General features: G+C 33.8%; 14 protein-coding genes. 13 read left to right on the forward strand and 1 reads right to left on the reverse strand.

Annotation, left to right across the window (positions count from 1 at the left end; genetic code table 11):
* The first annotated feature begins 46 nt into the window (after positions 1–46).
* The 6 genes from JQC67_RS00250 to JQC67_RS00275 all read left to right on the forward strand — a co-directional run bounded on the left by JQC67_RS00250 (position 47) and on the right by JQC67_RS00275 (position 5,472).
* Positions 47–1,474 (forward strand): GH39 family glycosyl hydrolase, encoded by a 1,428-nt coding sequence (locus JQC67_RS00250; RefSeq protein WP_203250864.1) that lies wholly within the window; start codon positions 47–49, stop codon positions 1,472–1,474.
* 2 nt (positions 1,475–1,476) lie between these two features.
* Positions 1,477–1,842, forward strand: coding sequence for a DUF2200 domain-containing protein (locus tag JQC67_RS00255; RefSeq protein WP_203250865.1), 366 nt, complete (start codon positions 1,477–1,479; stop codon positions 1,840–1,842).
* A gap of 210 nt (positions 1,843–2,052) precedes the next feature.
* Positions 2,053–2,610 carry a hypothetical protein gene (locus JQC67_RS00260; RefSeq protein WP_203250866.1) on the forward strand — a complete coding sequence of 186 codons (558 nt, stop codon included), beginning with the start codon at positions 2,053–2,055 and terminating at the stop codon, positions 2,608–2,610.
* Positions 2,611–2,652: 42 nt separating this feature from the next.
* Positions 2,653–3,333 (forward strand): hypothetical protein, encoded by a 681-nt coding sequence (locus JQC67_RS00265; protein ID WP_203250867.1) that lies wholly within the window; start codon positions 2,653–2,655, stop codon positions 3,331–3,333.
* A gap of 59 nt (positions 3,334–3,392) precedes the next feature.
* Positions 3,393–4,328, forward strand: coding sequence for a hypothetical protein (locus JQC67_RS00270; protein ID WP_203250868.1), 936 nt, complete (start codon positions 3,393–3,395; stop codon positions 4,326–4,328).
* A 1-nt stretch (position 4,329) separates the two neighbouring features.
* Positions 4,330–5,472 (forward strand): gliding motility-associated C-terminal domain-containing protein, encoded by a 1,143-nt coding sequence (locus tag JQC67_RS00275; protein WP_203250869.1) that lies wholly within the window; start codon positions 4,330–4,332, stop codon positions 5,470–5,472.
* 1 nt (position 5,473) lies between these two features.
* Here the strand turns inward: JQC67_RS00275 and JQC67_RS00280 are convergent, their stop codons facing one another.
* Positions 5,474–7,588, reverse strand: a complete 2,115-nt coding sequence (locus tag JQC67_RS00280) for an alpha/beta hydrolase family protein (RefSeq protein WP_203250870.1) — start codon at positions 7,586–7,588, stop codon at positions 5,474–5,476.
* A 421-nt stretch (positions 7,589–8,009) separates the two neighbouring features.
* On the opposite strand from JQC67_RS00280, the gene JQC67_RS00285 reads away from it, so the two are divergent.
* From JQC67_RS00285 to JQC67_RS00315, 7 genes are all read left to right on the forward strand, one after another.
* Positions 8,010–8,861: an RluA family pseudouridine synthase gene (locus JQC67_RS00285; protein WP_203250871.1), complete on the forward strand. Its 852-nt coding sequence runs from the start codon at positions 8,010–8,012 to the stop codon at positions 8,859–8,861.
* A 97-nt stretch (positions 8,862–8,958) separates the two neighbouring features.
* Entirely contained in the window at positions 8,959–9,414 is a 456-nt protein-coding gene (locus JQC67_RS00290; RefSeq protein ID WP_238934418.1) for a GNAT family N-acetyltransferase, read from the forward strand.
* 74 nt (positions 9,415–9,488) lie between these two features.
* Positions 9,489–9,911: an META domain-containing protein gene (locus tag JQC67_RS00295; RefSeq protein ID WP_203250872.1), complete on the forward strand. Its 423-nt coding sequence runs from the start codon at positions 9,489–9,491 to the stop codon at positions 9,909–9,911.
* 206 nt (positions 9,912–10,117) lie between these two features.
* Positions 10,118–11,764 carry a hypothetical protein gene (locus JQC67_RS00300; RefSeq protein WP_203250873.1) on the forward strand — a complete coding sequence of 549 codons (1,647 nt, stop codon included), beginning with the start codon at positions 10,118–10,120 and terminating at the stop codon, positions 11,762–11,764.
* An 88-nt stretch (positions 11,765–11,852) separates the two neighbouring features.
* Positions 11,853–12,371: a Crp/Fnr family transcriptional regulator gene (locus tag JQC67_RS00305; protein WP_203250874.1), complete on the forward strand. Its 519-nt coding sequence runs from the start codon at positions 11,853–11,855 to the stop codon at positions 12,369–12,371.
* A gap of 88 nt (positions 12,372–12,459) precedes the next feature.
* Complete coding sequence (locus JQC67_RS00310; protein WP_203250875.1) at positions 12,460–12,867, forward strand: DoxX family protein; 408 nt, start codon at positions 12,460–12,462, stop codon at positions 12,865–12,867.
* A gap of 76 nt (positions 12,868–12,943) precedes the next feature.
* Positions 12,944–13,909 (forward strand): VOC family protein, encoded by a 966-nt coding sequence (locus JQC67_RS00315; RefSeq protein ID WP_203250876.1) that lies wholly within the window; start codon positions 12,944–12,946, stop codon positions 13,907–13,909.
* The last annotated feature ends 6 nt before the right edge of the window (positions 13,910–13,915 follow it).

Raw genomic sequence — 13,915 nt, forward strand, 5'->3', positions numbered from 1 at the left:
CATTTTTTATTGAACCCACACAATACTAAAAATTATCCAAAAACCTATGAGAACAAACAATTGTATTAAATCAGCATTCTTTAGTGTTTTTTTATTTTTAGGATTAATAACTGGAAATACACTACTAGCTCAAAGCAATGAGACAGCAATTATGCCTGAATTTACGGTTGATCTATCCAAAACCATAGGTAGTTTCAAGCCCTTGAACGGAGTAAACGGCGGTCCGAGAGTTAGATTAGGAAATGCATTTGACAATAGTGAATATTTCAAAACCTTCGGCCCTCCACATGTACGCCTTCATGATACACGATATTCCGATGAAGAAACGGTTGATATCCACACCATCTTTCCAAACTTTGATGCTGATGAAAATGATCCTAAAAATTATCATTTTGAAAAGACAGACCTATACATAAAGTCAATCTTAGATCTTGGTGCAAAAGTAATATTTAGGCTTGGTGAAAGTATTGAGCATGGTGAGCCAAAATTTTATATCCATCCACCAAAAGATTTTAAGAAATGGGCACGCATTTGTTCTCGGATTGTGGAGCATTACAATATGGGCTGGGCAGATGGTTTTCATTGGGATATTCAATATTGGGAAATTTGGAATGAGCCAGATATAGCAGAGTGCTGGTCAGGAACTCAAGAACAGTATCTTCAATTGTATGAAATAACAGCAAAGACCCTAAAAAAACTAGATACAAACCTGAAAATTGGAGGACCAACTCTTGCCTATAATATGGATAGTGCGCTTGGTGAGGCTTTCCTTAAACATTGTAAAAAAACCAATTCCCCTTTAGACTTTGTTTCCTATCATATCTATAGTAAAAGTACAGATGACTTCATGAAAAGAATAGAAATATCGAACGCTACAATAAGAAAACATGGATTTAAAGATGCAGAAATCAGTCTTTCTGAATGGAATTACGTACCATCTTGGTCTGGTAAAAGCAGAGCTGAAACACGAGATGGAATGGCACAAACAATGGCCGCTCCTGGGTCAGCGTTTACCGTCGCAGTTTTATCTTATATGCAAGATACTGAACTAGATATGGCACAATACTATTCTGCTTTTGGAACCATATTTCGTTTTGGTCTTTTTGATGCAACAGGAGTGCCAAAAAAGGCAATTCACGCATTAGAAGCCTATCACAAAATGGTACAATTGGGCACACGGGTTTCTACTTCAGGAAATAAAAAGGAAACAGGTGTTTCTATTATTGCATCTACTAAATTAAGTGACGGAAAAACAGCTGTTTTGTTAAGTAATTTCGGCGATGATGCCGCTCGCTATAAACTCCAGATTAAAAATGCTATTTTTAAAAATGAATTAAAGTGTAGCGAATATTTATTAGACGATAATCACAATTTGGATATAGACCGAGAACAAATTTTGAGCAGTAAAGATTTCAACCTCATGGTGGACTTACCTAAATCGTCAGTTCGACTACTTCTTTTTGAATCACTATAAAAATGAAAGTCACAGCTGAGCATAATGAACGGATGGCAAAATTGACATTTGCATCTGTGTATCCACATTACGTAACTAAGGTGGAAAAAAAAGGAAGAACAATCGCCGAGTTACATCAAGTTATAGAATGGTTAACAGGTTATGACGAACTAAAACTGAAATTTTTTATTGATGAAAAAGCAACATTCGATAAATTCTTTCAAGATGCAACATTACATCCAAATGCACATCTTATAAAAGGCGTTATTTGCGGTTATCGAATAGAAGATATTGAAAATCAACTAACACAAAAAGTAAGATATTTAGACAAGCTAGTTGATGAATTGGCCAAAGGCCGTAAAATGGAAAAAATATTACGTGTTACCTAAAAAATTAGTCTCAACAAAAAAATATAAGTATTTTCTTACAACATATTTGTAGTATTTTAGTACTATTTTCCTCAGTTATACAACAATTATTTATGTATTAAGCACAAATTGAATTACTTAGCTCGAAGTACGCAAAGAGCTATGATAATTAACAAATTCTACTTAATAATATTTTTTACGATACTTCTGACCCAAACTAGCATTGCCCAATTGAAAATTGGTGATGATGTAAGTTCAATTCACGATGCCTCACTTTTTGAACTCGAAAGTACTTCTAAGGCATTAGTTCTGACCAGGGTTACCAATTCACAAATGTTGAACATTGTTCCATTAAAAGGTGCATTGGTTTATAATACCGACACTAATTGTGTCTACGCTTTTAACGGAAGTAATTGGCAAAATCTATGTAATGATAATGCTGGTTCTTTTTCTATTATAGACAATGAAGACGGCTCATTTACAATAACATCATCTGACGGCACATCATTTACCTCACCAAATTTTTCAGACCTAAAAGGGGACACTGGCCCTCAGGGCCCAGCTGGCATAGACGGTACTGAAATTCAACAAGAACAAACAGTGCTTTTAGCGAGCACCGGACAAACACAATTCACTACACCTATTTCTATTATAGATAGTAAAAAAATCGAAGTATATAGAAACGGAATAAGAATAGCTTTCACCACAATAGATAACAATACAATAGAATTGGAAAGTGAAATCTCTTGTTACCAGAATGATAGCATACGAATTGTACAAATTTTTTAATAAATAATCTCCAAAACATTTTTAACATTAAAATCAAAAATTATGAAAACAAACAATCTATTTAATACTCTTAAAGCCACAGTCTTCGGTATATGTATGATAATTGGTGCTTCACTAAGTGCGCAACAAACTACAGGTGATGTAACCAAGCAAGCAGACATTGATCCCGGCACTACTACTACAGCAGGAGCTGTTCGTGTTATTGATAATAAAGGAACAATTAAGTACCTACAATCGAAAAACGGAATGACCATGCTTTCTAATACTACAAATGATGTTACAACCACTACATGGCAATTAGGTGGCACACTAACCGATGATACCTTTATAGATGTAGACGGAAATGTATTTGGTTTAGATGGTATTGAACTAATCACTACAGAAACAGCTTCTACTGATGCCACAACTGGATCAGACCATGGAACCGGAACTGGTTATACTATTTTAGTACGTGATGAGGCTACCGGAGCAACTAAAAAATTATTGGCAGCAGATTTACTGCAAAGCGGACAAGAAAGTTTTACCGCCACAGCTGCACAAGTGGCATACCCTTTAACTGGGAGTCCGACGCTACCAGCTTTTAGCCAAGTATGGGTTTACAGAAATGGAGCTAAACTAATAGCTAATGTTGACTATACGGTGGCAGCCTCAACAGTTACTTTAGTTGAAAATGATTACTCAATCTACGCGGGTGATATTGTGGAAGTACAATACATAAGGTAATAGACACGACTATAAGATTCACATTACTACAATATTCATACTCATAACAATGCTCCTTAATGCATTACAATTGTAAGCTAATAGTACTTTTTGGTGCAATGATGATAAATCTTCACATCGTTGCGCAAAAGGTTGAGGCTATCGACAAAAAAGGTAGCCTTGTTATAATAAATAATAATGCAGTCACAACTGATCTTACTGCACCATCAGTACCAATCCAAAATGACGTTTGGTTTGACACGTCAGATGCTGAAAATACTATACCAAAGATTTGGAATGGTACATCATGGATAAATTTAGAACATACGGGTACATCAGGTTCAATTTTTTATGCTGGCTCTGATAATCACCCTAGTCAAGATAATAGCAATCTTTACTGGGACAGTACTAATTCTCGTTTAGGTCTTGGAACGAATTCCCCAGAGGTCAGATTAGATATAGACGGTAATGCTAGAATCCGAGACATACCTGTAGGAGTGTCAGGAGATGAATTGATAACGACCGATACAAATGGTAATTTAAGAAAATTACCCATTTCTAGTTTAGAAACAAAGTCGTCAATTTCACAGAATAGCAGCACTGGAATAATTACCCACAATAGCGAAGATGGAACTTCACAAACTGTAAATTTAGTAAGTACTAATACTGATAATAGTATTTCAGTAGGAACAGATGGTGGCGCATATTTTAATAACCCTATTAAAGCATACGGAACACTTCTAGCAGCCGCAAATAGTTATTCTGCCAGTGGAATTAGTAGTGCCACTAAAACTGGCACAGGTCGATATACATTTACTATGGGAACAGCTAGATCTACTACCAACTACCCTATTCAACTAAGTGTTTTAGAGACAGGAACCAATGATATTAATATTTACGTTACTGCACAGACAACAACAACATTTAGTATTTCAATAGTACATAAAGGAGGAGGATTTCTTGGTAGTGATATTTATGTAGATAGAACCTGTTATTTCACCATCTTAGACTTTTGATATGATGAGAAGGTGTATCTCTATTTTAGCATTTAATATGCTTTTCTCACATGGTATCAAAGCCCAAACTATTCGAAATTTTGGTGATTTAGAAATTCACACCAATGGTCAATTAGGAATCTATTCTTCTTTTGAAAATGATGGTGTGTTTAACAACTCATCAGGACTTGCAGGATTTTATGGAAGCTACCAAAATTATATATCTGGGTCTATTTCACCACAATTTCACGATATCGAAATCAATAATGATCAAGGGGTTTTTCTACAAATTCCGCTTAAGGTAAATAATAATACCAATTTCATATTTGGAGATTTAATAACCTCTAAATTAAGTAACTCAAACTATTTAGAACTTTCTTCTACTTCTTTCTATAATGGAGAATCAATTTTTTCAAAAGTTAATGGGTATGTATCAATATCTAATGTACAAAGTTTTCTATTTCCCATTGGTGACGAAGAATATTTAAGACCTATAGGCATTGATACAGGTGGTATTATGGCATCTTTTAAAAGTACTTACCTATTTGAAAATGGTACTTTAAATTTTTCCAACAAAATAGAAGCCAATTCCGATTTGACATCAATCAGCAATAAAGAATATTGGATTTTAGAAGGTGACACTAGTGCCATGATAACAATAGGTTGGAACAATCGAAGCCAACTTCAAGATATTACTAATGATTTGAACAATTTAACTGTTGTAGGTTTCGATAAAGAATTAATGCAATGGACTAACCTAGTAGCAATTGACCGTTCAGGAAATATTGAAGAAGGCTTTATTTCATCAACCTCGTTTATTCCTAATCGCTATAGCGCTATAACCTTTGGAATCCTACATACCAAAACCGATATTTTACATAAAGGTTATCATTATTTAGTTACTCCTAACGGAGACGGAATCAATGATTATCTGTATATACCAGAGTTAGAAAATTATGATAGTAATCATCTACATATATTTTCTAGAAACGGACTTAAGGTTTTTGAACAAAAAAACTATTTCAATGAATTTAATGGAATAACAGGTGTAAACATATCAGCCATAAGTAAAGATCAAGGTTTACCTGAGGGCATATATTTCTACCTTGTTACCGTAGGTGACAAAAATTTAACCCTTCAAGGTTTTCTATATTTAGACCGATAAATTACAACCCAAAAGCATCAAATATTTTTTCCAAATCTTGACTCGAATCTTCACTAAGAATTGAAAAATTAGCTTGCTTACCATTTAATGCATATTGTTTTTTCACAATATCATTATGCCAAGAAGCCTCATCTTTATTTGATTTTTTTTCTTGAATTATCGTCATTCTTTTAGGAGCGAAAGCAGCGGCCAAGTCTGGCAAATCATAATGGGGTAATGCCCCAGCAACTGTAAATGGAATATATTCTGAGTTATAATTCTTTTCTAAAACTATCGATTGAAAAGTAGGCATAGGATTTATTAGTGCTATTTCATCGAATTGCGCACCTAATAAAGAGGCGTGCAACAAACTAGAAGCGAAACCTGCTTTGGCCATTCCGAAAATTTTAGTGTTGCCAAGTTGTAAATCTTCTTGACAAAATTGTAGTACTATAGAAATGCTTTCTGCATGTATAGCCATTGTACTTTTACCATTCATAATACCTGCAAACCATTGATTGTATGAGGTATTTGTGAAATAGGCATCGCCTTTTAAATATCCTGGGCCTAGTTCACCAAATCCAGGTAAGTCGGGTGCAATCACTGTTACTCCATTTTTAACTAGTTCTAAAGGAAGTGCATAAAGCGAATCCGATTTTTTTTCACTCAGGTTATCTAGATATAAAACAGTACGGTCAGAAGCCTTTTTAGGTACAAAAGTTACAAACGGAATTATTTTATGGTCTGATTGAACAATTAAGTACTTACTCAAAAAATAGGTTTCAAATTCGGTTTGTCCAGAAAAAATCAATTTTCCGCTTTTTTCGTGTTTCACAAATCCAGATACTTCATTTACTTTTTGTTTCAAACCCTGCATATGCCGGTCAAGATTGCTTCGTTTTTCTTCCAAACTCGCCTTGTTCGCTTCAGAGAGATTTTTATTAATATCAAACAAGAAATCACTTTGTAATGATGTAGCTAGTTGACCAGTTTTTGTGACATGCAATTCTTCCACAGAAAAAAAGCTTACTTCTTCATCTTTTGAATTTCCCGGATTATCTAAATGCTTTTGAAAAAAGGCATACATCGTTTCCCTGTTTTTTAAAGTCGATTTATGACCTGCATTGTCTTCAACCATAGCAATATTATCCTCTTGACCCAAAGCTTTAAATGCCTTTTGTGCTTCATGGTATGTGTCACGCGCACCTTGAATACTAAAAATATCTCGCGTTGTTGTTATCATCAAAGTTGGTTTAGGCGCCCGAACCTCCAATAAATCTGCATGATCTAAACCGAGAGCTATACTCTTAGAAAAATTCTGCTCTGCATCTTGTGGGCCTTGGCTTTTCAACTGATATTCCATACTTGTCAAATAACATTCAGGTGCCGCCGCCCTAATACGTTCGTCAAAAGCTGCAATGTGAGAAGATTGAGTACCACCACCAGACCTACCGGTAATACCTATTCGATTTTTATCTACTTCGCTACGTGTCAATAAATAATCTACTGCTCGAATGCCATCCCAAATCATATATTTCGCTGAAGAGGAACCATTGATAAAAAGCTGTGCTCCGGGGTATGAATGTTCTTTTGTAGAACTAAAGCGAGACTTTCCAAGTTCAGTATCAAAATATTGCAATCGCTCACCCTGACCGAAGGGGTCAAAAGCTAGAACTGCAAATCCCTTTTTCACCAAATTAAGAATGACTTGTTGATAGACCTCATTACGAAATGCTAAATCAGTATGACCACTACAATAAATAATTGTTGGTAGGTTTTTTCGTTTTCCTTTAGGGATAAAAAAGGCCGCCGTAACCTTTACACCAGGCGTTGATTCGAAATATAATTTCTCTACAGTATAACCCTCTTTCTTTATTTTTTTTACGATAACAGGGTTTAAAGGTGTTTTTTCAGGAAACGGACCTACAGATTCATTTAATCTTTCTTTAACCAACTTTTGGCGTTCTAGCCAGTCGTTTTTGGTTTGTAACGCTTCAATAGCCTCTTTTCTTTCGGTCAAACTTTTAAAGGACAAATCAGTTTGCTGCTTGTAAAGTACATTCTCAGCATCAGAATAATAATCCCAATAATCTAATACCGAATAATCGGCTTGAGAAAAGCTTGTATAAGAAGACATTAAAAGTATCAGGAAAACAAAAATTTGAAAGGTCTTTTTTTTAAGCAAGATGTAGTTTTTTAAGTTTAGACAATACACTGAATTCACGGTGATTTCATCCTTAAAAATAGACCATTTTACATCACAAAAAAAATGCTTTTACAGCTTCATTACTTAATCACTTTAGTGTAAAGACTATACAACCTCAATTAGATGTATTAAATAATTCCAATTAGCTTTATATGTTTTATATGTTCAATTAGTTCTAACAAAAAACCACCTATTTCTAATCAATTAACAGTTCGAATTTAAAAAGTATTCGAATGGTTTATGTAATTTTATTATAAACCTAAAAATCATTAATTCTGTTAGCTTTCTAAGTTCAACTTCTAAAGCATAAAAAAGCACAATCAGCAATTCAACCGAAACACATATTGTTCCCATGTTACCTTCACCAATTCGCTTACAAGAATATGGTGTTGGTATTTTTATCTCAGCCTTAACAAAATCAGCACTAAAAAAAGCATTAAAGAAAAAATTTATTACTGTAAATAATTTGATTGCAACTTCTGCTACCATGATTATAGGAGGTGAACAAATTCGAATCTCTATTCCAGAAACAATAAATATAAATAGGCAACTAGTATTTCCATTAACCGTTTTATTTGAAGATGATTATATAGCAGCAATTCATAAACCTTCGGGTATTTTAGTCAGTGGCAATAGCTTTAAAACCATTACCAATGCCTTAGTCCAAAACTTGCAACCGAGTACCTTAGCTGATACTGCAAAACCACAACCTGTACATCGATTAGATTATGCAACCACAGGTGTCTTATTAATAGGAAAAACGAGCAATAGTATTCGTGCTTTAAATAAAATGTTTGAAGACAAAAAAGTAGTAAAAACGTATTTCGCTGTCACTATTGGTGAAATGAATGCATCTGGAAAAATTATTTCAGCAATTGATGGTAAAAAATCAGAATCGAATTATACAGTTTTAGACTCAGTCTCCTCAGATAGATTCGGCAAACTCAACTTAGTACAACTAGAACCTCAAACAGGCCGCAGACATCAATTGCGCAAACATTTATCAAGCATTAATAAACCTATTTTAGGAGATGTATCATACGGAATTGAAAATTTAATTTTAAAAGGTAAAGGCTTGTATTTACATGCCTATTCCCTACGTTTCAATCATCCAAATACAAATCAAACAATTCATATTAAAGCTGAATTTCCGAAAAGGTTCAAGAAAATATTTAAATCCAAAATAGAAGAAATCACTAGTTAAATTCAGTTTTTTGCATCAAGCATAGGTTAGACCTTTGTCATAATTAGCTTAAGAAGTACTGAATATAATCGCTTAATTTTACAATCAAATAAATCCAATGATACTTATAAAAAGAACGAATTCAGACCATTTAGATTTTCAAAACTTGGTTGCAGAGTTAGATGTAGATTTGGGTATTTATTATAAAGAAGAAAAATCATTTTATGATAAACTAAATACGATTGAAAAAATTAAATACACCGTTATTGCTTATGATGAAAATGAAAAGCCTATTGGCTGTGGCGGTATGAAAGCATTTTCTAAAAGTGAAGCAGAAATTAAAAGGATGTATGTACTCCAATCACATCGGGGAAAAGGTGTTGCCAACCTACTACTAAATGAGCTAGAAAATTGGAGTTCCGAATTGAATTTCAAAAAATGCATCCTAGAAACACTAAAAGAGAAGCCTTATGTCATTCGGTTTTATGAAAAAAACAACTATAAAAAAATACCAAATTTTGGTGAATATGTAAAAGCTGAAAACAGTATTTGTTTTGAGAAAGAACTAAACTAAGATTGCTCTAATTTCTTGCTGAAATTAGTATTATTCAGATTTTACAAAAGAATAAAACATAATGACTTATAAATATGAAAGCTAAAATTTTCACCCTACTAATTTGCTCATTGTTCATCAGTTCATGTTCAACTTCAAAAAAAATGAAGAGTGCTATGCTTTTTAATACCACTTGGGAGCTTGAATATCTTTCCGGACCAAGAATTGCTTTTGCTGGTTTATACCCTGACAAAAAACCAAAAATAAAATTTGATAATTCAACTCAGAAAGTTTCAGGAAACAGTAGCTGCAACGGTTATTCAGCAAACTTTACATTGAATGACAACGATATTTCTTTTGGTGAACCTGGCCCAACAACGTTGATGTATTGTGGTGAAGGTGAACAGTTCTTTTTAAATATCATTCGAAAAGTAGATACCTATAAAATTGATGATGACGGAAAATTAAATTTAATGATTAGTGATGTACCTATGATGCGTTTTAAAAAATCAAATTAAGAATGCATAAAATAATCATATTGAAGGCTGTGACCAGCTAGGTAAAAACGAATACAATCACCACGACAATGTTCACTACAACAAACTATTTTTTCATGTAGTTGAGCAAATATTATTTGATTTTAATGAAAATCACAAATAAACCTGATATCTTATAATCTTAAATTAATTTAACTGAAACTGATAACAAACAACTTGTACCAAAAATGAAATATTCCTTCTTATTATTCTTCTTTTCCTGTGTATTATTAGTGCAAGGACAAACTGAAAATTCACTTGAAAATGTAGTGATTACATCCAAAGAAAACAAAACCAAAGTACGCTCAACCAAAAATGGAGAATTACATGTGAATGTAGCCCCAAAAGATGTCATTAAATTAAAAGCTCAGGGCACAGTGCAGTATAGCGACTTTGGCGCAATTGGCGATGGAAAAACTGATGCCATAGATGCAATTGCGGCAACACATGCTTTTGCCAATAAAAACGGTCTTAAAGTGAAAGCAGATGAGGGAGCGACATATTATATTTCTGGTAAAGAACGATCTGCTATTATTCAAACCGATACAGATTTTGGCACCTCAAAATTTATAATTGATGACACTGAAGTTGTTAATCGTAGAACCCCCGTTTTTATAGTAAGTTCTACCCTGCAAGCGTATAAACTAGAAGGATTAAAAACACTACAGAAAAATCAAAATAAAATTGACATTAAGTTTCCTCAATCATCGCTGATTACGGTTACCAATTCTAATGTAAAACATTATATACGCTATGGCTTAAATCAAGATAAAGGAGCCAACCAAACTGATATTTTTGTAGTTGATAAAAATGGCAATGTAGATGTTGACACGCCTATAATATGGGATTTCAATCAAATAACCGATGCTACCGCCCTACCTATGGATCAAACTACATTAAAAATTACCGGCGGACGATTTACTACTATTGCTAATAAAGATGAATCAAAGTACAATTATTATGCTCGAAATATAGTTGTCAAACGCTCAAATGTAGTTATTGATGGAATAGAGCATCGTATTAAAGGCGAAGGAGAAAATGGCGCTCCATATCACGGTTTTATCAATACACGAGACTGTGCGAACATAACGCTTAGAAATGCATTATTGACAGGGCACAAAACATACAAAACAATTGGTTCTGCCGGCAAACCAGTTTCAATGGGATCGTATGACATTTCAATAAACCGAACCCTAAATGCTTCATTTATAAATTGCAGACAAACCAATGATATTAATGATAATACCTATTGGGGAATTTTTAGTTCAAACTATTCTAAAAATTTATTATTTGACAATTGTATCTTTTCAAGATTTGATGCACATAAAGGCGTCGCCAACGCTACAATTCGAAATTCAATATTAGGACACATGGGCATCAATGCCATTGGCACGGGTACATTCACCCTTGAAAATTCAACAGTAAAAGGGAGAAGTTTAATTAATCTTCGTTCAGATTATGGCAGTACTTGGCAAGGTGAAATAATTATTCGCAACAGTATTTTTATACCAAGACCAGATAAGACTACAAATGCTAGCCTTTTTAGTGGTTCCTATTCTGGTATGCATGACTTCGGATACACCTGTTATATGCCCGAACGAATTATTATAGAAAACCTTAAAATTGATGATTCTGAACAACCCGAAATAAATAAAGGTATTACCATTTTTAAAGATTTCAACAAACAGATGATTGACGACTCTTTTCAAGAAAAGTATCCGTATATCATAACTAAAGAAGTTGTACTTAAGAATGTGAACACTACTAGTGGTAAAAAATTAAAGATTAGCAGCAATGAATTCATGTTTAAAGGTGTGGCTATAAAAACAGAATAACAATTGCAGTAAAATACATGACCTACATTTTATACAATCAAACTAAAATTAAAAAAGAAGGCGAAATTATTAATCAAACCAGCTTAAAATGCTAAATCATAAAACCGCCCAAATAAAAAAAATTGTAAAAGGTGAAATACTTTTAAAGCAAGGTGAAATTACGAAATACGGCTATTTTGTAAACCGTGGTTGTCTTAAAAGTTATGCGGTAGATAATGCAGGAAAAGAGCATATTATGCAATTCGCGCCAGAGAATTGGATGATTTCAGACTTAGACAGTTTTACAAACCAAGTACCATCATTAGTTTCTATAGAAGCCATAGAAGATTCAGAAGTTTCGTTAATTTCAAGATCCGATTTTGGAGATTTTTCAAAACTAGAAAAGAAAACTCTAATAGAGTTGGCAATTAAATCTAGAAATAATATGATTGCCACAAATAAAAGAATCATTGGTCTACTAAGCTGGTCATCTGAAAAACGGTATTTAGATTTTACAGAAACCTACCCAACATTAGTACAACGACTTCCGTTGAAGCTCATAGCATCATATATTGGTGTTACACCTGAATATTTAAGTGATATAAGACGAAAGATTGCAAAAAAGTAAATAATAGGTCATTTCTTAAGGTATCTTATTTTTAATTAGATCAGTTGAACGCAACTTTGCATCAGATTCTAATAAAAAAATTAAAGAAATGACAAATCAACAAAACAACAAAGCAATACATATTACATTATGGGTTGCACAAGGCCTATTAGCAGTTATGTTTATTATGGCTGGAGTAATGAAAACTTTTCAACCCATTGAGGCCTTAGCAGAATCGTTACCGTGGGTAACATCTACCCCACTTAGCTTAGTACGCTTTATTGGAATTAGCGAACTTCTAGGCGGGTTAGGTTTATTGGTGCCTGCAATATTTCGATTCAAACCATTTTTAACCGTTTGGGCAGCCTTAGGTTTAGCTTTAATAATGGTATTTGCTGCAGGATTTCATGTTTCAAGAGGTGAATTTTCAGCAATTGGTATGAACGTTATAATAATGGCAATAGCTTTATTTATTGCATGGGGCAGAAGTGAAAAAGCTCCAATTCATGCAAAATAAGAGTTAAGAGTAGTGAGCATAGTTGCATAATTGCATAGTTGATGTTACTATGCTCTAACTATATTTAGAGTAAAAAATGCAACGGAAACACTTTCTCAAAAGAATTTTTGGCGCATCAATTGTTATAATTATGGATGGATTTTCTACAGCAGCAAATGCAATGAGCAATACCAAGCAAAATGATTTAACTGAATTTGCTTCTTTCGGGGCGATTCATTTGAATAATACGAGTCTTGAAAAAGCTACCTTTTTCTGGACTAAAATAGTAGGCATGAAACTGAGGGAAAGTTCAGGGCAAATTGCTGAATTTGGAACAGAATACAAAACCCTGGTTGTAGTACATGAAACCGCTAAAACACCTTTTCAAAAAGGGTATAGCGGATTATATCATTTTGCTATTCATGCGCCTAATGAAGCTGAATTCGCAAGCATGATTCATCGATTGAATGTCAATAGATATCCGTACGCTCCAACAGACCACACCATGTCTAAGTCAATTTATTTAGATGACTCAGATGGCATTAATGTTGAGTTTACTTTAGAAACACCTGAACGGTTTAAAAGAGTGATAACTGGAGGCGGACTACGAATGGAAGGCGCCGATGGCACTATTCGTTCAGCATCAGATCGCCTAGATTTGCATGAAGTATTGAAAGCGTTAAAAGATAAAGACGTGAATAGAACCATTGCAGAAGATACATACATTGGCCATTTACATTTATACGCCAACAATGTTGAAAAATCGAATGCCTATTATAAAAAAATAGGATATAATGAGTCTAATTATCTGCCACAATATATGTTTGCAGATCTAGGTGCTGGGGGTAAGTACACGCACCGCATGGTCATGAATTCATGGCATGGTATGAATAAACCATTGGCCCCGTCAGAAAGTGCGGGCATGCGCCATTATCAAATCATCTTCAAATCGAAAGATAAACTCACTGAAGCTTTAAATAACATTTCTGATTATGAAAAAAAAGATGATGGTTTTTGGTGTGTTGACCCTACTGGAAATACGATATTCTTAACACATGTATAATTAAAC

It is taken from the genome of Aurantibacter crassamenti (assembly GCF_016811105.1).
Classification (GTDB): domain Bacteria; phylum Bacteroidota; class Bacteroidia; order Flavobacteriales; family Flavobacteriaceae; genus Aurantibacter_A; species Aurantibacter_A crassamenti.

Excerpts from the sequence above, each read along its gene's own strand:
- JQC67_RS00270 (WP_203250868.1), top strand. The coding sequence starts at position 3,393 with ATGCATTACAATTGTAAGCTAATAGTACTTTTTGGTGCAATGATGATA.
- JQC67_RS00295 (WP_203250872.1), top strand. The coding sequence starts at position 9,489 with ATGAAAGCTAAAATTTTCACCCTACTAATTTGCTCATTGTTCATCAGT.
- JQC67_RS00250 (WP_203250864.1), top strand. The coding sequence starts at position 47 with ATGAGAACAAACAATTGTATTAAATCAGCATTCTTTAGTGTTTTTTTA.
- JQC67_RS00305 (WP_203250874.1), top strand. The coding sequence starts at position 11,853 with ATGCTAAATCATAAAACCGCCCAAATAAAAAAAATTGTAAAAGGTGAA.
- JQC67_RS00265 (WP_203250867.1), top strand. The coding sequence starts at position 2,653 with ATGAAAACAAACAATCTATTTAATACTCTTAAAGCCACAGTCTTCGGT.
- JQC67_RS00280 (WP_203250870.1), bottom strand. The coding sequence starts at position 7,588 with ATGTCTTCTTATACAAGCTTTTCTCAAGCCGATTATTCGGTATTAGAT.
- JQC67_RS00275 (WP_203250869.1), top strand. The coding sequence starts at position 4,330 with ATGATGAGAAGGTGTATCTCTATTTTAGCATTTAATATGCTTTTCTCA.
- JQC67_RS00255 (WP_203250865.1), top strand. The coding sequence starts at position 1,477 with ATGAAAGTCACAGCTGAGCATAATGAACGGATGGCAAAATTGACATTT.
- JQC67_RS00300 (WP_203250873.1), top strand. The coding sequence starts at position 10,118 with ATGAAATATTCCTTCTTATTATTCTTCTTTTCCTGTGTATTATTAGTG.
- JQC67_RS00290 (WP_238934418.1), top strand. The coding sequence starts at position 8,959 with ATGATACTTATAAAAAGAACGAATTCAGACCATTTAGATTTTCAAAAC.
- JQC67_RS00315 (WP_203250876.1), top strand. The coding sequence starts at position 12,944 with ATGCAACGGAAACACTTTCTCAAAAGAATTTTTGGCGCATCAATTGTT.
- JQC67_RS00285 (WP_203250871.1), top strand. The coding sequence starts at position 8,010 with ATGTTACCTTCACCAATTCGCTTACAAGAATATGGTGTTGGTATTTTT.
- JQC67_RS00310 (WP_203250875.1), top strand. The coding sequence starts at position 12,460 with ATGACAAATCAACAAAACAACAAAGCAATACATATTACATTATGGGTT.